The organism is Thermoflexibacter ruber (genome assembly GCF_900113045.1).
Classification (GTDB): Bacteria; Bacteroidota; Bacteroidia; order Cytophagales; family Thermoflexibacteraceae; genus Thermoflexibacter; species Thermoflexibacter ruber.
This window is the reverse complement of the sequence record NZ_FONY01000005.1, coordinates 41,714-62,363: the sequence shown is the minus strand read 5'-3', so window position 1 is coordinate 62,363 and position 20,650 is coordinate 41,714. Positions and strand designations below refer to the sequence as shown.

Below are 20,650 nucleotides of genomic sequence, written 5' to 3'. Positions count from 1 at the left end.
TTTAAAGTATGGCAGATATTCGCCCTTTTCGCGCATGGCGATACAATGATTTTTTAATTCCTAACATCAACCAGCTAACAGCACCACTTTTTGATGTGGTTTCTGAAGCCCAAAGGCAAAAATTGTATCATCAACCTTACAACAGTATTCATCTTTCTGTCCCTTTGCTACAGAATGGAAAAAGTGCAGGTGAAGTAGCTTTGACAACATTAGAAAAATGGAAAAAAGAGGGTATCATTATACAAGATGAAAAGCCTGCTATCTATGTATATTACCAGTATTTTTCGTTGCCAGAGCATACAGAAACTCTTTGTCGCAAAGGTTTCATTTGTATGATACGAGTTTATGAATGGGAAGATAACATACTGCTCAGGCACGAGAATACTATTCCTCATGCTGTGAATGACCGTGTAGAACTTTTAGAAAGAACCCAACTGCATACCAGCCCGACTCATGGCATCTATACTGACCAACAGCATCTCTTAGAAAAATACATGGACAAGGCTATGGAAAATCCAATTTGTCAAACTGAAGATTATCAAGGAGTTAGAGATGTATTAGCCAGAATAGAAAATGAACAGACTATTCAAATCTTTATGAATCATTTGAAAAACAAACAAATTATTTTGGCAGACGGTCATCACCGATACGAAAGTTCCCTACTGCTTAAGCACAAGCAAATGAAAAAAAATTCTTTAGCTACAGGCGAAGAGGGTTATCATTTTCACTTAATTTTCCTTACCAATAGCGAGTCCGATGATTTGAAAGTTTTGCCTACCCACCGACTGCTTAAAAATTTTGCTAATTTTGACAAAAGCACGTTCTTAGAAAACTTAGCTAAATATTTTACCGTTAAATCTGTCGACAGGGTATTTGATTTGAACGAGATAATTAGTGGGAAAAGATGGACTTTTGGAGTAATATTCAAAGACAGTGCTTTTAAAATTACTTTACATGAGAGCAGTTTGAAAGAAATTTCATGGGATTTTCCAGAGATTATCAAAGAGTTAGACCTTACAGTGCTTCATTATTTCATTTTTCAAAAAGCCTTAGGTATTGAAGGAAAAATGCAAAGAAGTAGCCCTTATATCTATTATGAACGCAATTTTACAGAGTGTGTAACAGAAGTATTGCAGGGCAAAGCACAGGCTGCCTTCATCGTCAATCCTGTTAGCATTACTCAAATCAAACAAGTTTGCCAAAGTGGTTATACTCTGCCTCAAAAATCAACGTATTTTTACCCTAAAGTCATCAGTGGTTTTGTTTTTGGAAGCATCGAAGGAATGATATAAAAGTTTTGGCTTTAAAACATGAAGTTTGAACTTAATTTAACTAAGTTTAAATTTTAGAAATAAATTTTGTATATTAGCACATAAATTTTTTGAGAAAGCTACTAACATGAAACGCACTCAGTATTTACTTTTATGTCTTGCTTTGATATGGTCTTGTATTCCTATTGTGGACAAAATTGCGCCTACTATTCAGGATGTAAATAACCTGCGTCTTGTTTACCACATACAAGATACTATTCAGATATTCTTAACTTATCGGGACAATAGTCGCTTAGACTCTGTTACTGTCAGCATCAATCGGCAAGTACCTCCCGCAAATAACCCATGGAGATACTTTAGCCGCCGTTCTATCAAAGGTAGGCGTTATGAAGATACCTTGAAAATTCCTATTCCTAAAGATGCTCCTTTAGGAATTTACAACCTATCTGTGAGATTACAAGACTTTTCAAAATTACAATCTGTCCCCAAAGATACTATTTTTGAACTACTTGGTGATAATCGTCCTCCAAGAATCAATAACTTATTAGTTATAAGCACAGGGGTAGGGGTAGCTCCAGAAAGAGATATTACTGGTAATTTTATTACTTGTCGTTCGTCTATTATCCAATTAGCAGGTCTGATTACTGACAATATCCGTATTAGGGAAGTCAGAGTTTCTTTGAACGATGGAGCGGCTAATTTGCTCAATACAGCAAGAGTAGTCAATAGCGACACGGTAAGACTTGTAGGACTTTTCGACCGCGACATACGAATCCCAAGTAACATTCCAGATGGAAGAATACTGAGGCTGACCGTTACTGCCTTAGACGGAGAGGGGAACTCTGCCTCCCAAAGTTTCAATTTCATTATTAACTGTGATGACCAAGCCCCTTCGCTGAATATTACCAGAACCAGTCCTCAAATTAATGCCAACCGAGAAGTAAACCTAATAGAAGGAAGTAATTTTAGAATTTTAGAAGGCACGGCTACTGACAACAGAGGGTTAGGAACACTGACAGTTACTTTTAATGAAGTAAATCAACCCCGAAGAGTAGTTTTTGAAAGAAATCTCAATGGTGCAACGAATGTAAACTTGGCAGAACTCTTCGCAAGTGCCAATCCAAATCTTTTCCAACCACCAGCTAATGCTCCAGCAGGGTCTATTTACGAGTTAATTATCTCAGTGAGAGATATTGCAGGCAACCTTGCTACTCCTATCCGCATACTAATTACCGTCATCAGAGATGAGCCTCCTGTAATCTTTATTGCTAACGTATATGTAGATGGTAAAGAACTTGTGCTTAGTCCTACATCAGCTAATATAGTGGGGAGAGGGCAGACGGTGCAGATAGAAGGAAAAATAGAAGATGATAGTGGGTTGGAGTATATCCAAATTCTCTGGGGACCGCCGGGGCAGGAAGCTACTATAGTCAATCTCAAAGGAGAAGATATTACTTTGCCTTTTGACTTTGCTAATCCTAATAGTGTCAATCGTTTTAGGGTACCTGATAGCCGAGTAGTAGATACTCATAATCTCATCATTAAAGTAAAAGATTTGAAAAACCCAGAAGTAGTACGTCAGATTACATTCTTGATAAGATAATGAAAAAGATAGTGGTAGCCTCTCAAAATCCAGCGAAAATCAGAGCAGTAAGGGAAGGATTTGAACAGATGAAAATAGATGATGTATTTGAAATTATTGGGATAAACGTTCCTTCTATGGTGAGCGACCAGCCTTTTTCAGATATAGAAACTTACCAAGGGGCATTGAACAGAGTGAAAAATGCACAAAAAAAAGTGGAAAACTCCGATTTTTGGGTAGGTATTGAAGGAGGAATAGAGAAAAAAGATAATGAAATGTATGCTTTTGCTTGGATAATTATTCTTTCTAAAGATAAAAAAGGAGAATCTCGCACAGCCTCCTTCCAACTTCCCCACCAAGTAGTCACCCTTGTCCAACAAGGCAAAGAACTTGGCGAAGCAGATGATATTGTTTTTGGTAAAGTCAATTCTAAGCATCACTTAGGTTCAGTAGGGATTCTGACTCACGGTGAAATAGACCGCGCTGGATTATATGCTCCTGCGGTCTGCTTTGCTTTAATTCCTTTCGTTAATCCCTTATTGTATTAGTAAAACTTAATAGCATTAATGACAATCAGAGAAATCGTACAGTATTTAGAACAGACAGCTCCCGTGTCCTATCAAGAAAGCTATGATAACTCAGGACTAATCATAGGGAATCTAAGCCAAGAAATTACAGGCGTATTATTGACTTTGGATTGTATAAAAAGTATTGTAGATGAAGCCATCTCTAAAAAATGCAATTTTATCATAGCCCATCACCCTATTATTTTTAGTGGCTTAAAAAAATTGATAGGTAAAAATTATGTAGAACGCACAGTGATTGAGGCAATTAAAAATGATATTGCTATTTATGCCATTCATACCAATTTAGACAATGTGCTAAACGGAGTAAATGCCAAAATAGCTCAGAAAATAGGATTAACTCACACCAAAGTTCTTCTTCCTAAAAAAAACTTGCTTAAAAAACTGACTACCTTTGTTCCTGTAAATGATGCAGACAAAGTGTTAAATGCGCTTTCTGCTGCTGGAGCAGGTAATATAGGTAATTACTCAAATTGCAGTTTTACCGTTGTGGGCGAGGGTACATTCCAACCTAATGAAAAAGCCTCGCCCCACATAGGCGAAGCTGGTAAACTTGAAAAAGTGCAAGAAATGAGAATAGAAGTTATCTTACCCGCTCATCTGGAAAGTCAAGTATTAAATGCTATGCGAAAGGCACACCCTTACGAAGAAGTAGCTTATTATCTTCACCTTTTGGAAAATGAAAATCAGGAAGTGGGTAGTGGAATGATAGGCAATCTGCCAGAATCTATGAGTGAGCAAGAATTTTTGAAGTACTTGAAAGAAAAAATGCAGCTCACTTGCATCAGACACACCCAACTTTTAGGCAAAAAAGTAAAAAAAATAGCAGTCTGTGGAGGTGCAGGAGGTTTTTTGCTTCGCAATGCCATTGCCTCTGGGGCAGATTTTTTTATTACTTCTGATTACAAATACCACGAATTTTTTGATGCAGACGGGCAAATCGTTATTGCAGACATAGGGCATTATGAAAGTGAACAGTTTACCAAAGAACTTTTAGCTGAACTATTGGCTAAGAAGTTTGAGAATCTAACTTTGTATGTTTCAGAAACCAATACCAATCCAATAACCTACTTTACAGAAACTTAGACCTATAAGATTTGTAAAACCTCATAGGTCTGGACAGAGAGAATTAATTTTGCTTTACAAACTGTATGTTAAGCAAAATCTTTACCTCATCACTTACTACTACTCCACCTGCTTCGGTAACTGCTGACCACATCAAACCAAACTCTTTGCGATTGATTTTTCCTACTGCTTCAAATCCAGCCTTTGTTTGACCGTAAGGGTCAGTAGCTACTCCTCCTAACTCTACGTCTAATACAACAGGCTTCGTAATATTACGTATGGTCAAATCTCCTTTTAGTATGTATTTACCGTTGCTTTTTTCTAAAGAAGAAGACTTGAAAGTCATTTGAGGGAATTTCTCAGCATTAAAAAAGTCATCAGACTTTAAGTGTGCATCACGTTGTTCATTGTTAGTATCTATGCTATCAATATCCGCAGAAAAAGAAATCTTAGCATCTGTAAAATCTTCTTTCTCCGCTTCTAATTCCGCAGAAAACTTATTAAAAGTTCCTGTAACGGTTGAGATAACCAAGTGCTTTACTTTAAACTGTACTTCCGAGTGATTTGTATCTACTGTCCACTTTGCCATAATTTTAAAAATTTATTGTTTTAACGATTAATGTTTTTACATATATCACGACGCAAAGTTATAAATAAATGTCAAAACAACAAATGTTATAACATTTATTTTTTGTTAAATTTATGTAAATATTTTTGATTTTATATTTTTCAAATGGATTTAGTGATAAGTAATCAGACAAATTGAATATATAATATTTTGTTTTACAAGCACTTAGGTCTGAATAAATATAGTTTTATAACTGCCCCATCCCAACCCTTCTCTCTTGGGAAGGGAGTCAAAATATTGATACTCACAAAGTCTTCCCCCACAAGGGAAAGATTTAGATAGAGGCAAAGGAACATTTTAATTTGTTGAATTACTTATCTAAAATAATTAATTAGTCATATCTATCGTTTTTTTTTAAAAAAACACTTCTTTGCGTATTTTTGCAAGCAATAGCTTAAAACCAATCTGAAATAAAATGATTTATGTTTCATTCCAGATTTCAAATTAATAGATTATAGATTAAAAATAAAACAATGCAAAATCTAAGTGAGCCAGAAATTCAGCGCAGACAAAAGAGAGAGGAACTAATGAAATTGGGCATTGACCCTTATCCTGCTGAACTGTACGAGGTAAACGTAACTGCCAGAGATATTCTCCAAAATTATGAGAGGCGAAAAATAGACTACAAAAACGTATCTATTGCAGGGCGATTGATGGGTTTTCGCATCATGGGTAACGCTTCTTTTGCAGAGTTGCAAGATGCGACAGGGCGTATCCAACTCTACTTTCGTAGAGATGACCTTTGCCCAACTGAAGACAAAACACTCTACAATACCGTTTTCAAGAAGCTCTTGGACATTGGAGATATTATCGGGGCAAAAGGTTTTGTTTTTACTACTCAAACAGGAGAAATTACTATTCATGTAACTGAATTTAAGCTACTTACTAAGTCGTTAAAACCCTTGCCCATAGTAAAGACTGATGAGCAGGGTAATGTATATGATGCTGTTACTGATGTAGAGTTTCGCTATCGCCAACGCTATGCTGACTTGATTATTAACCCACAGACCAAAGATATTTTTATCAAGCGGGCAAAAATTATTTCTACCATGAGGAAAATATTTGACGAAAAAGGCTGGCTCGAGGTAGAAACTCCCATTTTGCAACCTATTCATGGAGGGGCGGCGGCGCGTCCTTTCAAAACGCACCACAATACCTTGGATATGCCTTTGTATATGCGTATTGCTAATGAGCTGTATTTGAAGCGATTAATTGTAGGTGGTTTTGATGGAGTCTATGAATTTGGCAAGATGTTCCGCAACGAAGGCATGGATAGAACACACAACCCTGAGTTTACTGCTTTGGAGTTTTATGTGGCGTACAAGGATTACCATTGGATGATGGGCATTACAGAGGAAATTTTTGAAAAAGTAGCTTTAGCAGTACACGGAACTACGGAGATAAAAGTAGGAGAAAACATCATTAATTTCCATGCGCCTTTTGCCAAACTTTCTATCACAGAGGCAATCGCCAAATATACAGGAGTGGACATAGAGAACTATGATGAAACAGCCTTGCGCCAACTTTGTAGAGAATGGAAAATAGAAGTAGATGAAACGATGGGTAAGGGCAAACTCATAGACGAAATTTTTGGAGAAAAAGTAGAAGCAAACTTGATTCAGCCTACTTTTATCATAGATTATCCTGTGGAAATGTCGCCTCTGACGAAAAAACACAGAAGCAAAGCAGGTTTTGTAGAACGCTTTGAGCTTTTTGTGAATGGAAAAGAAGTAGCCAATGCTTATTCGGAATTAAATGACCCCATAGACCAAAGAGAACGCTTTGAGGAGCAACTCAAATTGGCAGAAAGGGGGGACGAGGAGGCGATGGCAATGGACGAGGATTTCTTGCGTGCTTTGGAGTACGGTATGCCGCCCACTGCGGGTATTGGCATAGGAATAGACCGCCTGACAATGCTCATGACTAACAATTCGTCTATCCAAGAAGTGCTTTTCTTCCCTCAAATGAAACCTGAACAAAAGGTGAAATTGGCTGAGGTACAGGACTATGTAAACATAGGTGTACCAGAGGAAATAATCCCTATTATTCAAAAATTAGGCTTTTTAACCATAGAGGACTTGAAAAAAGCTAACGCCAACAAACTATTCAATGACTTAGGTGGCATGAGAAAGAAAATGAAGTTAGAAGTAAAGCTACCAAGCAAAGAAGAGGTAGAAAAGTGGGTGAGTTAAGTTGTTTTTACGTATTAATAAAAAAATGAATAGCCAATGGAGTTTCTCACTCTCAAAGAAGCCGCAGAGTTTGCAAGCCGATATATCAGCAAAAATGTAACTACTTCCAACATTTCCTACTTGGTAAATTATGGCAGAATACCCAAAGCAGGAAATAATGGAACAGTTCTGATTGACAAACAAGAACTTATTAAATATTACGAAGGCTATTACGGAAGTCGTGAGTTGGATTGGAAAGATAAATTGGGCAGTGATTTGAATTGGGCTTTGAGTTTTGAACACCTGAAAGAAGCCGAAACTACCAAACACGTACACCGCTTGCACCCTTACAAAGGCAAGTATATTCCGCAGTTAGTAGAATACTTTTTAGACGACCATACAGACGAATTTAAAACCCAAACTTTTTTCAAAAAAGGCGATATTGTGCTTGACCCCTTTTGTGGCAGTGGTACAACCTTGGTACAAGCTAATGAGTTGGGCATACACGCCATTGGTGTAGATGTTTCGGCTTTTAATGCTTTGATAGGCAACGTAAAAGTTTCAAAAGTGGATTTGGCAAACCTTTATCAAGAAATAGAACAAATAAGCAAAAATCTAAAAAAATTTGTAGCCAATTCGCCACACCTTGCCTTTGAAAAAGAACTTTCCGACTTTTTAACGGAATACGATAAAAAATATTTCCCCTCACCCGAATTTAAGATTAAGGTAAGAAAAAAAGAAATTGATGAAAAAGCCTACACCGAAATACACGAAAAGGTTATGTTGGAAAAATTTAATGAGTTAGTAGGCAAATATCAAATAAAGATTAAGCAAGACCAACAGCATACTTTTTTAGGCAAGTGGTATTTGCAAACGGTTCGTAACGAAATTGATTTTGTATTTGAACAAATCAAAAACGTACAAAACCCACATACCAAAAAAGTGCTTACCGTGATTTTGAGCCGTACTATTCGCAGTTGCAGGGCAACCACTCACGCAGATTTGGCGACTTTGGTAGAACCCGTAACTACTACTTACTACTGTGCCAAGCACGGAAAAATTTGCAAACCTTTGTTTTCAATAGTTTCTTGGTGGGAAAGGTATTGCAAAGACACTATTCAACGATTTGCAGAATTTTTAAAATTGCGGACTAATACGTTTCAATATTGCCTAAATGGTAATTCGGAAACAATAGACATTTTTGCAGAATTAGAAAACAAATTTCCTGCATTTTACGAATTAGCCCAAAAACAAAAAATAAAAGGTATTTTTTCAAGTCCGCCGTATGTCGGTTTAATTGACTACCACGAACAGCACGCCTACGCCTATGATTTGTTTGGTTTTGAAAGAAAAGACGAGCAAGAGATAGGCTCTATGGCAAAAAAACAAACGAAACAAGCCCAACAAGATTACGCAAAAGGCATTGCCAACGTGCTAAATAACTGCAAAAGATTTTTGGCTGATGATTACGATATTTTTTTAGTGGCAAACGATAAAAATAATCTATATCCACAAATTGCAGAAATGGCAGGTATGCAAATTGTCAATCAATACAAACGTCCTGTTCTGAACAGAACAGAAAAAGATAAAGGAGCGTATTCGGAAATTATTTTTCATTTGAAAGCAAAATGAAATTATGGCACTTAGTAATCTAACAAAACAACAAATTGCTACACAAGTCATCAGAACTTTATATAGTCAGTTTGAGAAATTTCCTGAAGATGTTAGTAGCAACCGAAATGCTCCATTTCACGAGGCATTTGTAAATGCTTTTTCGGACAAATTAGATGGCAAAGTGTCATCTATTCCTACGCTTATTAGTTTGAGCAGTTGGTTACACGGCTTAAACACAAGTTTGGGGCAATCATTCTTTGAAAACACCGCTCAAATTCTTTGTGGAGGCGAAAAAAAAGAATTTACTACTGGTAAAAGAAATAATTTGCACATTGAACAAAGCCAAAAAGATGCTATTTCACAAATCATCACTGATTTAAGCAATGGCAATCAAAATCCATCTTTGCTAAGAGAAAATTACTTAATTTTTCAGAAACCAATTATTAGCAATTTAGTAGAAGGCACAGACTTTACGGCTGATGTGTTTTTTGAAAATAATATAGAGATAGTGTGCATAGAAATAAAAACAGTAAAGCCTAACAAAGGTGTTTTCAAAGTAGAAAAGCAAAAAATTTTAGAGGCAAAAGCTGCATTGAAACTTAAATATCCAAGCAAAGCCATAAAATACTTTTTAGCATTTCCCTTCGACCCTTTGAGTGATACGCCTTGTGGATACGACAAAAAACGTTTTATGGAATACAGTGTGGGTTTTACCAAATATTTTGACGAGGCAGAGATTTTATTGTCAGGCGAATTTTGGGATTTTCTTTCAGGAGTTACAGGCACTATGGAAGTAATCTTAGAAATCATCAATACGATTGCTTCCCCCAATTTTATGAAGGAATATGACTTTTTAAGTGAGCCTCAAAATAGAGTTACCCAAAGGCAAAACTACTTGATTTTGTTAGAAAAATGGTATTTATTTGAAGAATACAATTTTCTCAGTCAAGAGGGGCAACTCAAAGCAAAATTGACAAATAAAAAATTGCAAAATCTATACAATCAGGCTTGTTTTAAAGATGGGGAATATAAATGGCAAAGAGTACAAAGCTTATTGACGTTATTATAGATAAAAAATGCATTGGGAATGAATAAATTGCAATTCATCTGATAACACGTGAAAAGAGGAATATCAGTTATTCATGCTGTTATCACATGAATTACAAAGAAGAAAAAAACATAATTTACTTAACCAATAAACAAAATGTTAGATAAAAACGGTATTGCAAAGCGAATAGCCAAAGAAGTCAAAGACGGCTATTATGTGAATTTAGGTATAGGTATTCCTACCTTAGTGGCTAACTATATTCCTGAGGGCATGAATGTAGTGTTACAATCAGAGAATGGGTTGCTCGGTATGGGACCTTTCCCTACGGAGGAGGAGGTAGATGCTGACCTCATCAATGCGGGCAAGCAGACAATTACCATGACGAAGGGAGCAAGTCTTTTTAGTTCGGCAGACAGTTTTGCCATGATTCGCGGTGGACACATAGACCTCACTATTTTGGGAGCGATGGAAGTATCTGAAAATGGGGACATTGCCAATTGGAAGATTCCCAATAAAATGGTCAAAGGCATGGGTGGGGCAATGGACTTGGTTGCTTCTGCTAAAAATATTATCGTGGCTATGCAACACAAAAGCAAAGATGGGCAGTCCAAACTCTTGAAAAAATGTACCTTGCCTATTACAGGCTTGAACTGTGTAAAAAAAATAGTAACAGACATGGCAGTTTTGGACGTACTGCCCGAAGGAGGTTTTAAACTCTTGGAAAGAGCCAAAGGCGTTTCCGTAGAAGAAATCATTGCTTCTACCGAAGGGAAACTCATCGTAAAAGGCGAAATTCCAGAGATAGAGATATGAGATTACCTATTCTTTCACTATTTTCTTAATCAAACTGTTCTTTTCTGTTTGGATTTCTACCCAGTATATTCCCGTAGCTTGTCCTTTAAGGTTGATTTTGAGTTCTTTGGGCGAAATCATGCTGTATGAATTGCTCATGCTTCGCCCAAGAGCATCATAGATTTTGATGCTAAGGATTTTTTCTTTTTTAGATTGCAGGTAAAAAATCTCTTGCGAAGGATTAGGAAAGAGTACCATGCTATTTTGCAAATCCGTTTCCTCTATACCTGTAATGGTAATGCTCTCATTTCTGGAAATACTGACACAACCTTGTCTATCAGTTACTCTTACAAAGTAAGTACCTGATTCTTTGGCAATAATACTTTTGCTAATTTCATTGGGCAATAAGTTGCCATTTAAAAACCACTCGAAACTGTTTAGAAGTCTATCAGAAATTGCTTCTAATACATCTCCATTTTTGCTGATATTGACGACGTACTCAGGGGAAACGGTAACTATCACTTCATCAGAGGTATAGGTACATCCGTCAGGACTAATGCTTTGCACCCTGTATCTTCCTTCATCTTTGACGGCAAGGCTTGCTTGGTTGGCATTGCCAATTTTAATGCCGTTGAGTAACCATTGGAAAGTTACATTAGCCTCAGTGGTAGAAGCCAAAAGCCGAGTATTAATAGATTCCCTTCCACAAAATAGGGTTGCTCCTTCTATTTGTATTTTGGGCTTGTTGCCTGCGTTTAAAGCACTGCAATCTGCTAATAATACATAGTTTTCACTTTGTAGAATCAAATCAGGCACTAAGTTATTGCGGACTTGTACTGTGTAAATCCCTGCATCAGTTGCTCTTATGCCTTGAATAGAAAAATTGACATTGACCGCATTGGCTATAGAATTATCGTTTTTAAACCATTGATAGCGATTAGCTGTACCAGAGGTTTGTAGAGTGAAAATAACATTTTGACCTATCTGTGTCAAAATTTCCTGAAATGTGCCTATTTTGCCTTGTGGAGCATAGGCAATCTTAATAGGCTTGCTTGTCCACCATATACGCAAGGGTTCTAAACTGCCAAACTCGAGCAGATTATTATAAATACTGAATTGGCGAAGTGCGTCTAAGTTCAGTAAATCCACAGAAAGTGTCTTAATAAAGTTATTATGAGCAAGCAAGATTTCTAAGGCTTTTAAGCTACTGATTCCCAAAGGCATTGCACTTAATTCATTATTGGAAATATCCAAAAATTTTAATTTCTGTAAATTAGCAAACCCATTTGGTAAACTTTTTAAATTATTGTTTTGCAAGTTCAGGATTTCCAAGTTTGTCAAATTGTTTATCTCCTCAGGTAGTTCTGTGAGTTCATTGTCATTTAAAAATAAGTTTTTCAGATTTGTTAAATTACCTATTCCTTTCTCTATTTTATTTAACTTGTTGTAAGAGAGCCACAAAGTAACTAAACTTTTGATATTAAAAATATTGGGATTGAGCGTACCTTCTAATTGATTGCTGCTCAAGTCCAAGTATTCTAACTCAGTAAGCAAAGCCAAAGAAGGAGGCAACAAGCCCGAAATCTGGTTTTGGGAAAGATTCAAAATTCTAAGTTTAGATATGATGTTATTTCCTACTACAAAAACGTCAGGGATACTACCTTTCAAGTTATTGTTTATCAAGTTAATACCCACAACATTCCCTTTTTCAAATACTAATCCTTCCCAAGTAGCTACTTGCTTGGTAAAATCCCATTTTTTTGTCCAATTTTCTATCCCTAAACCTTGTGCAAATTTCACTAAAATTAAAGAGTCGGTAGGATTGACCGCTAAGGGACGTACTGTAAGATTGACAGTTCCACGCCTAAGCGTTAGTAGAGGGGCTTGAGGGTTAGTTATCAAGCAAGTATATGCTCCTTCTGCTTCTAAACCAATTTTAGAAAGTCGCAAATACGAGGTGCTTGCTGTGGGGTTGTTGCCAATAGGTACACCGTCTTTGTACCATTGGTAGCGATTGTTTGCCCCTTCTATTTTACTATCAAAATTTACATTGCTTCTTTCAAGTGCAGTTGTGTCTTTAGTTTCCAATACATCAAACTGGGGAGAATAATTAACGGCAAAAAAGACCCCAAGAGAGAAGAAACGCTCAAAAGATGTAAACTGATAAAAATTGTCTTGAATGAGTAAGAGTGTTAAAAATTTGAGTTTCAAAATGCTTTCAGGAATCCTACCTTTCAAATTTAACCTACTCAAATTGAGTACGGTAACTCTCCCGCCTTTGACGGTAACTCTCTCCCATTTGCTCAAAGGTTTGCTTGGGTCCCAAGGTATGCCTGTTACTTCTCTATACACCTCTGCCAGAGCCAAAGAGTCGTCTGGGTGCAAGCCATAAACTACCTTGATTTTCACTTTTTGGGTAAAAATACTTGTGCATTTACTTGTTGTATTTTGTGCGATGATTTCATAAGTAGCATCTCTGTCAAGTACTTCGGTAGTAAGAGTAAGTGTTCCGCCAGACGAAACGATAGGTTCTTTGATTAAAAGTTGAGAGCTTACATTTCTTAATTGATAGCTTATATTAGGCTGTGAGTTGATAATACCTATACTTGCTGAGGTATTAGGAGAAATCTCAGGCAAATTGATAGAAAGTGAAAGCGTATTGTCGGGCAAAGGCAATTTTTCTAATACACCTGAAAAGCTAAAAGGCGGAGAAACACAACTTAGCAAAGGTAGAGAAATCCTCACTGCATTTCCAACAGCAATACCTCCTTCCAAACCGTCAATGATGATTTGGTTATTGGCATTGATGGGGACAAGCGCGAAGTCAAAAGTACCATCATTATTTATATCTACATTGGCGGCTTGTCCTGCACTGCCTGCAGAAACTGCAATAATGATTTTGCCATCAGGTTTGTCGCAACGTGTGGGGTTCACCAAAGTAACACTTTGAATATCAGGAGGAATGTAAATACCCGTAGTAGGTAAATTGAAAGTAGTCAAGAAGTAATCGGAGGTACAGCCAGAAGTGTGCGTAATAGTAGGGTCATCAACCAAGGTGCCGGGCGGCACTTCTAAGGTCATGATGCCACTTGTCATTGTGCCAGAGGTGGTAAATCCTCCACCTAAGTCCACAGAATAAGTGCCGTCAGGTGCATTGGAGGCAGTGAAACGGACAAAAGCCCTTAAACCTGTACAAGTGGCATAGCTTACATCGGTTACTGAAGTAATGACAGGTTTGCAGTTACCTACTGCTTGAGAAAATTCAGAGGTATTATTAGTGGCTAAGTTAGTAGCTGTAACAGTAATCAAACTTCCCAAAGGTGCAGTAATAGGCACATCAAAATTAGGGCTTGTGAAATTATTGCCTGTAACTGTAACATTGGTAAAACCTAAGTAGTTTTGCCCTTCGCCGTAGCCACTTGGGTCTGCGACAGTATTAGAGAAAAATTCTAAGCGATAGTTGCCGTCTGTGGTATTTAAGCCAAAATTTATAAATCGCAGATTGCTTCCTATGGGGAAAACTTCAACAAAAGTGGGGAAGTTTTGCAAATCGTTTTCCCCTACGTCTAAGTCGTTGGTATCGTTAAAAGTTACGCCATCTGCCCCAAGGTCTATGCCTAACTGTCCATTGTTAAAAATACGATTGCCTAAAATAGGGTTATTGGCACTTCCTGCTCCCGTAATCGCTACTCCATAACCACTTGGGTCAGTGCTATTGGCTAAAATATTTCCTGCCCCTGCTACAGTTCCCCCTATGGTGTTGTTGCTTGCGCCTCCATCTATTCTGACCGCTCCTAAGCTATTTCCCAAGGCGGTTGTCCCATTGGCAGCAATACCAATATAGTTGCCTTGTATGCTATTTCCATTTGCATTTGTTCCTTGCAGTAAAATACCATTAAAAAAGTTGGAAGAAATCACATTTCTTGCACTTGCCAACGTTCCTCCAATCAGGTTATTCGGACTATCTATGTATATCCCTCCTGCTTGGTTGGCGATACCTGCCGAGCCACTGCTATTTGTACCGATATAGTTGCCTTGTATGATGTTATTACTTGCACCAGAAACAAGACGAATCCCAAAATTAAAATTCCCTGAAATAATATTTCTTGCGCCCGCAGTATTGCCTCCTATGATGTTATTGCTTGCAGTTGTGCCTTCAATGTATATGCCTGCCCCTCCATTAGCAAGAGCAGCAGTCCCACTTGCATTTGTGCCTATTAAATTTCCTTGAATGATATTGTTATTGAGTGGGAAAGAACCTCTAATAAGTATGCCAGAAGAACCATTCCCAGAAATTAGGTTTCCTGCCCCTACACTTGTTCCTCCTATTGTATTGCTATTAGCATCATATAAATCAATTCCCAAACCATTAGGCAGACTTGCTGTTCCGTTTCTATTCGTTCCAATATAATTGCCTTGAATGATGCTTCCTGATACTCCAGCACCAACAAGACAGACGACTGCTCCACCATTCCCAGAAATTAGGTTGCGAAACTCAGGAGCAAACCCGCCTACAATAGTATTGTTACCCAGTGCCATTCCGTAGCTATTGGGCTTGCTGGCTAAACCGCTTACATCTGTGCCAATAAAACAGCCTTGCACCGCACAATTTGGACTATTGAATATGATACCATAGCCGTTTGCTAAATTATTAATTACTAAGCCTTTGATAACACTATTAGGTGCATTTAAAGCAAAACCAAAGAAAGCACTTGAATTTGAGAAGTCCACTTCTATTCTCAACTTTGCATTATTTCCTACTGCCAAATTATTAGAAGTAGAACCTACTTGTGAGTAACCGTCAATTACTACTTGGTCGGTGAGAGTAGGCAAGGGAGAGATAGGTTTAATAGAAAAATAATCTCCACTGACTACATAGCCCGCATCAGTATTAGGAATGTCGAACTTGATAGTATCTAAACCTACATTGAAGTTGGCAAACTCCATAGCATTTCGCAAAGAGCCAGCCCCAGAATCATTGGTGTTAGTAACGATATTTTGTGGTGTGTTAGTATTGACGTGCTGAATTTGTGCGGCAAACTCTGAGGTATTGTTAGTAGAAAGATTGGTTGCAGTAGCAGTGATATAGTAGCCATTAGGGACAATTTTGTTGGGAATAGTAATATCAAAAATAGTATCTCCATTGGCATCGGTAGAAAAAGTAGCTGTTCCTAAATAAATTTTGCCTTGCCTTTCATTTACAGGGTTAGCAAAAAACTCCACCGCAAAAGTAGAAGAAGGTGTACTATTGAAAGTGCCTTGAATTTGAGTGTCGAAAGTGCCTATAGGGGCGAAAGAAGCAGAGAGGTTTGGATAGTTTTGTAGGGCATTTGCTCCTGTATCGGTGTCTTGGGGGTCGTTAGGGGTAATGCCGTCTGCACTATCTCCAGCTAAGTCTATTCCAGAGTTTTGGTTAGCAAAAATACTGTTTTGAGCAATGAGATTTCCTGAAAAAACGCTAAGTGCATTTCTTTTAGAAAGATTAATCCCATCGCCTAAGTTGTAAGCAATCACGTTTCCTTCATTAGGAGCGATACCCCCAATGCTATTATTGACAATAGTATTGGCAAGGTTAAAATCACTAATGCTTATACCATTTCCATTATTGGGTAAAGCCAGATTCCCTGAAACATCAGTGCCTATGTAATTTCCTTTGATTGCATTATTGCTGGAGTTTCCACTACTTAGGGCTATAATGCTTATACCTGCTGATTGATTCCCAGAAATAATATTTCGTTCATTGATGGTACTTCCGCCAATGATATTGTTACTGCTATTAGAAATAAAAATGCCTTCTAAAGCATTTCCTAAGGTAGATGTGCCTGTAGCAACCGTTCCGATGTAGTTCCCTTTAACTTGGGTAGCAGAAGTTTGGTTAATAAAGATTCCTCTTTGTGTATTCCCAGAAATTACATTTCCTGCCGCAGCCACTGTTCCGCCAATGGTATTATTAGTTCCCGCTCCATTCAAAAGTATTCCATTGAAACCGTTAGCAAGAGCATTACTTCCTGTAGCATCTGTACCTATATAATTACCTGCGATTTGATTGTTAGAAGTACTTATACTGCTGATACTAATGCCATTCTGTGTATTTCCTGAAATAATATTCCTTGCGCTTGCTACTGTTCCACCAATGAGGTTATTACTTGCTCCATTTTCTATCAAAATACCTGATGAATTGGGGATTGCAGCTGTACCGACTACATTAGTACCAATGTAGTTGCCCTGAATAGTATTATCATTGGAAGTAAATATGCGAATACCGCAGATACTACTCCCTGAAATGATGTTTCCTGCCCCTGCTGTTGTACCTCCTACAGTTGTATTGGAAGATCCATTTAAGGAAATCCCTACAGTAGCACCAGAGATAGCCGCCGTTCCGCTTGCATTTGTACCTATGTAATTTCCTTGAATTAAATTATTCGTAGCATCAGCAGCAAAAATACCTATGTTGGCGTTTGGATTGCCTGAAATGAGATTTCCTGCACCAGCTACAGTACCTCCAATGATATTGTTAGGACTAAAAACAGAAATCCCTGTATTGTTACCAATTGCTGCTGTTCCACTTGCATTTGTACCTATGTAATTTCCTTGAATTTGATTGAGTTGCGTTGCAATATCTTGGATAAAAATACCCGAATTGGAATTTCCTGAAATCAAGTTTCTGTCTGCTGCACTGGTTCCGCCAATGACATTATTGCTTGAGCCTTGCTGAATTAAAATACCTATGTTGTTGGGAATAGAGGCTGTCCCGCTTGCATTTGTTCCCAAATAGTTATTCTTTACTGTGCAGTTTGAGGAGTTTTGTAAGACTAAGGCATTTTGATTTACCCCTCCGATAACGTTTCTTTCTACTGCTGATGTCCCTCCAATAATGCTCCCATTTCCATTACTTATCCAAAGCCCATGCTGGGCAGGGCTAATATCTGCTGTTCCATTTCTATTGATACCAATGTAGTTCCCTTTAATGATATTATCAGTACTTTGTATGCGTATTTCCGCACTTGTGCCATAGCCGCCATTCCCACTGATGATATTTCTTTCTTGAATATCGTTTATGCCATCTCCATTCGTTCCTATTAAGTTGCTGTTGGCATTAGTATTTATCCAAATACCTATTTGGTCATTAGGGACGGAAATAGCTCCTGTAATATCTGTGCCTATATAACAGCCATAAATCCAGTTATTCATATTCGTAGGCACGCTGGCAAAAATACCGATGCCTACATCATTGCCCCCACCGCCACTATTAAAATTATTGATGACTAACCCTCTGATTTCACAATCAGTAGCTTGGATATTTAAACCAAAACTATTACTTAAGTTTACCCCATTTATTTCTATGAGAGGAGTACCACTGAAACCTGTTTGCGACCAGCCGTCTATAATAAGGGTTTCCGTAATCACAGGCAAAAAAGAAAGTGGTCGGATAGACCAATAGGGGGTAGGTGCAGCAAAATAATTAGGGTCGACAATAGGAATGCCAAAAGCAATGGTCTGTGTTCCTGCGAAGGCATTGGCTTCCTCAATAGCAGCTCGAAGCGTACAAGTAATTCCATTTCCACAAATACCATCGCCCAAAACACCTCCAAGTGCTACATCACCTTGGTCGCCTGTGCTATTGACAACAAAAACTGAAGGTACCACATTAACATTAATGGCAAATTCAGAGGTATTATTAGCAGTTAAGTCGGTAGCTGTAGCGGAAATGTATAATCCTGCGGGCAGTACAGCAGGGTGCGTATAATTAAAATTAACTGAACCTGTACCATCAGTAGTTACATTGATAAAGCCTAAATAGTTTTCACCGCCTCCATTTCCAGAGAGATTGGGGGTTACACTTGAAAAAAACTCTATTCTATAATTTCTTGTTGCTTGGCTATTGAGAACGCCTGCAATTATAGTATTGGTCGCCCCTGCAATTGCAGAAGCAAGTGTGGGGAAGTTTTGTCCTTGATTAGGTAAAATACGTGGGTTGGGTCCGTTGGTAGTAACCCCGTCAGCATTTATATCAATGCCAATTCCTGTTCCTGTATTAGCATAAATTAAATTTCCAAGAATTCTATTTCCTATTGAGGCAGGGTTGTTTAAGCTAATACTTGTAAAACAATTAGTTATTTCACACCTATCCGCTAAAGCTATTCCCCCAATAGTGGTGTTAGTCGTTTGTGGGATACTAATACCAATATAACCATTGTCAATAACGCAACTCCGAATCGTAGAGCCTGTGGCATTGCCAAAATCCCCTACCAAAATACCAATATCACCTACTCCCGTTCCCCAGTTGGTTATTCTGATACCTTGAATAGTTGAGTTTGCCGCAGTAGCATCATTTAAAATAAGCCCATGCCCTGTCCCATTGGCATTCAAGATAATAGGTAAAACGGCATTGTTTCCTGTAGTAGAAGTATTAGCCACATAACCTGTTTGCGAAGTACCGTCTAAGTTGATAGGAGTAGTAAAACTTGGCAAAATAGAAGCTAAGGTAATCGTCCAATGTGGGGCTACATAGTTGGGGTCAGCAATAGGAATATTAAAACTAATAGTTTGCGCTCCTCCGTTAAAGTTTGCACTTCGGATAGCTTGCCGAAGCGAGCCAAAGCCGTCATCTTGAGTATTAGTAACTACGGTAGGCAAAACGCCATTAAACTCAAAAGCCCCTGCATCTAACTGCCCTATACGAGATGCTCCTCTTTGGTCGATAGCTGGAGGCAGACTGGGCATATTTACTCCTGCGTTAATCGCTGGACTCCCTCCAAGCAAGGCGTGAGTTTGGACAAAACTACCATTATCAGCCAAAGCAGCGAGCCATACCACAGGAAAACCTGCCAAAACACTCCCTCCTTGGTTGGTAGCCGTACCTGCACCTGCAATATTTGTCCCATTGGCAAATATACAGTTTTGATAGTTCATGACGGGAGTACCTATCCCAAAAGTAAATCCTGCTGTAGCATTATTAGCTATAGTACAGTTTATTAAATTAAGTGTACCTGTTTCCCACAATATTCCATTCACTCCATTTCCACTAATGGTAGAATTTGTAATCGAGCAGTTATCTGTGGCTGTAGTATTAATGCCATTGCCTCCATTGCCAGAGATTGTACTATTATTGATAGTAAAAGTTGCTCCACCTACAGCAAATACTCCACTTCCTGCATTGTTTCTCACAGTGCATCTATTCATTACAAGGGAAGTTCCTGTATTAGTAACCAAAATAGCACTACTATTCACCGCTGATTGATTATTTTCAATAGTGCAAGTATTTAACGTAACTGCACTGCCCGGTATGCCTAAAATAGCCCCACCACCTGTAGCAGTAGCAAAACCATTGGTAATTCTCAAATTATTGGCAGTGAAGTTGGCATTAGCTGCTAGCTCAAAAATACGAAAATTGGGACCTGCACCTCTGCTAATAGTTGCGCCATTGCCGTTGATAGTCAATGTACCATCGAGTAAAATAATAGGAAGCCCATTGTCCCCAGAGGCTCCAGTATTGTTTACAACTGTCAAGGTATAAGTTCCCCCCACTGCTAAGTTGATAATACTATTTCCTCCATCTGTATTAGCTGAGTTGATAGCTGTAATTAGCCCTGCAACATCTCCGTTAGCTACATTGTAGGTTTGTGCCTGAACATTTAGAGAAAGTAATACAACGATAAAAAATAAGCTATATCTAAAAAAAATACGCATAAGTAAGTGAGTAATTATTATTGCTTTAGTGGGTACGATAGAAAGTCTTTTTTTGTTGGGCGATGAACAGTAATTGATTAACAAATTTATGAAAATTCTTTTTTAAAACGAATGATACAGATAACAAAATTTTCAACTTGGTTATTTCTTATTAGGTAAATTCTTTTTTAAGTTTTTTGTGTAGAATGCAACTCTTCTTTTTTTC

10 protein-coding genes are annotated in these 20,650 nt (G+C 37.9%); 8 read left to right on the top strand and 2 right to left on the bottom strand.

Annotated features, from left to right (window positions below):
* Positions 1-8 precede the first annotated feature (8 nt).
* The 4 genes from BM141_RS03930 (at position 9) to BM141_RS03915 (ending at position 4,523) form a co-directional block, all read left to right on the top strand.
* Positions 9-1,292, top strand: a complete 1,284-nt coding sequence (locus BM141_RS03930) for a DUF1015 domain-containing protein (RefSeq protein WP_091540393.1) — start codon at positions 9-11, stop codon at positions 1,290-1,292.
* Positions 1,293-1,398: 106 nt separating this feature from the next.
* Positions 1,399-2,874 (top strand): hypothetical protein, encoded by a 1,476-nt coding sequence (locus BM141_RS03925; protein ID WP_091540389.1) that lies wholly within the window; start codon positions 1,399-1,401, stop codon positions 2,872-2,874.
* A complete protein-coding gene (gene yjjX, locus BM141_RS03920) occupies positions 2,874-3,401 on the top strand; it encodes an inosine/xanthosine triphosphatase (protein WP_091540385.1) in 528 nt (175 codons plus the stop codon). Before BM141_RS03925 ends, yjjX begins: the two co-directional genes overlap by 1 nt.
* 18 nt (positions 3,402-3,419) lie before the next feature.
* A complete protein-coding gene (locus tag BM141_RS03915) occupies positions 3,420-4,523 on the top strand; it encodes a Nif3-like dinuclear metal center hexameric protein (RefSeq protein WP_091540382.1) in 1,104 nt (367 codons plus the stop codon).
* A gap of 43 nt (positions 4,524-4,566) precedes the next feature.
* Here the strand turns inward: BM141_RS03915 and BM141_RS03910 are convergent, their stop codons facing one another.
* Positions 4,567-5,091, bottom strand: a complete 525-nt coding sequence (locus BM141_RS03910; protein WP_091540379.1) for a YceI family protein — start codon at positions 5,089-5,091, stop codon at positions 4,567-4,569.
* Positions 5,092-5,603: 512 nt separating this feature from the next.
* Between BM141_RS03910 and lysS the strand changes: the two genes are divergently transcribed.
* The 4 genes from lysS (at position 5,604) to BM141_RS03890 (ending at position 10,776) form a co-directional block, all read left to right on the top strand.
* Positions 5,604-7,322: a lysine--tRNA ligase gene (lysS, locus tag BM141_RS03905; RefSeq protein ID WP_091540376.1), complete on the top strand. Its 1,719-nt coding sequence runs from the start codon at positions 5,604-5,606 to the stop codon at positions 7,320-7,322.
* A 36-nt stretch (positions 7,323-7,358) separates the two neighbouring features.
* Entirely contained in the window at positions 7,359-8,933 is a 1,575-nt protein-coding gene (locus BM141_RS03900) for a DNA methyltransferase (protein WP_091540373.1), read from the top strand.
* Between the two features lie 4 nt (positions 8,934-8,937).
* On the top strand, positions 8,938-9,984 hold the full coding sequence (locus BM141_RS03895) for a TdeIII family type II restriction endonuclease (RefSeq protein WP_091540370.1): 1,047 nt from the start codon (positions 8,938-8,940) through the stop codon (positions 9,982-9,984).
* Between the two features lie 135 nt (positions 9,985-10,119).
* On the top strand, positions 10,120-10,776 hold the full coding sequence (locus tag BM141_RS03890) for a 3-oxoacid CoA-transferase subunit B (RefSeq protein WP_091540366.1): 657 nt from the start codon (positions 10,120-10,122) through the stop codon (positions 10,774-10,776).
* A gap of 6 nt (positions 10,777-10,782) precedes the next feature.
* Here the strand turns inward: BM141_RS03890 and BM141_RS03885 are convergent, their stop codons facing one another.
* Positions 10,783-20,445, bottom strand: a complete 9,663-nt coding sequence (locus tag BM141_RS03885; protein WP_091540364.1) for a choice-of-anchor Q domain-containing protein — start codon at positions 20,443-20,445, stop codon at positions 10,783-10,785.
* Positions 20,446-20,650 lie beyond the last annotated feature (205 nt).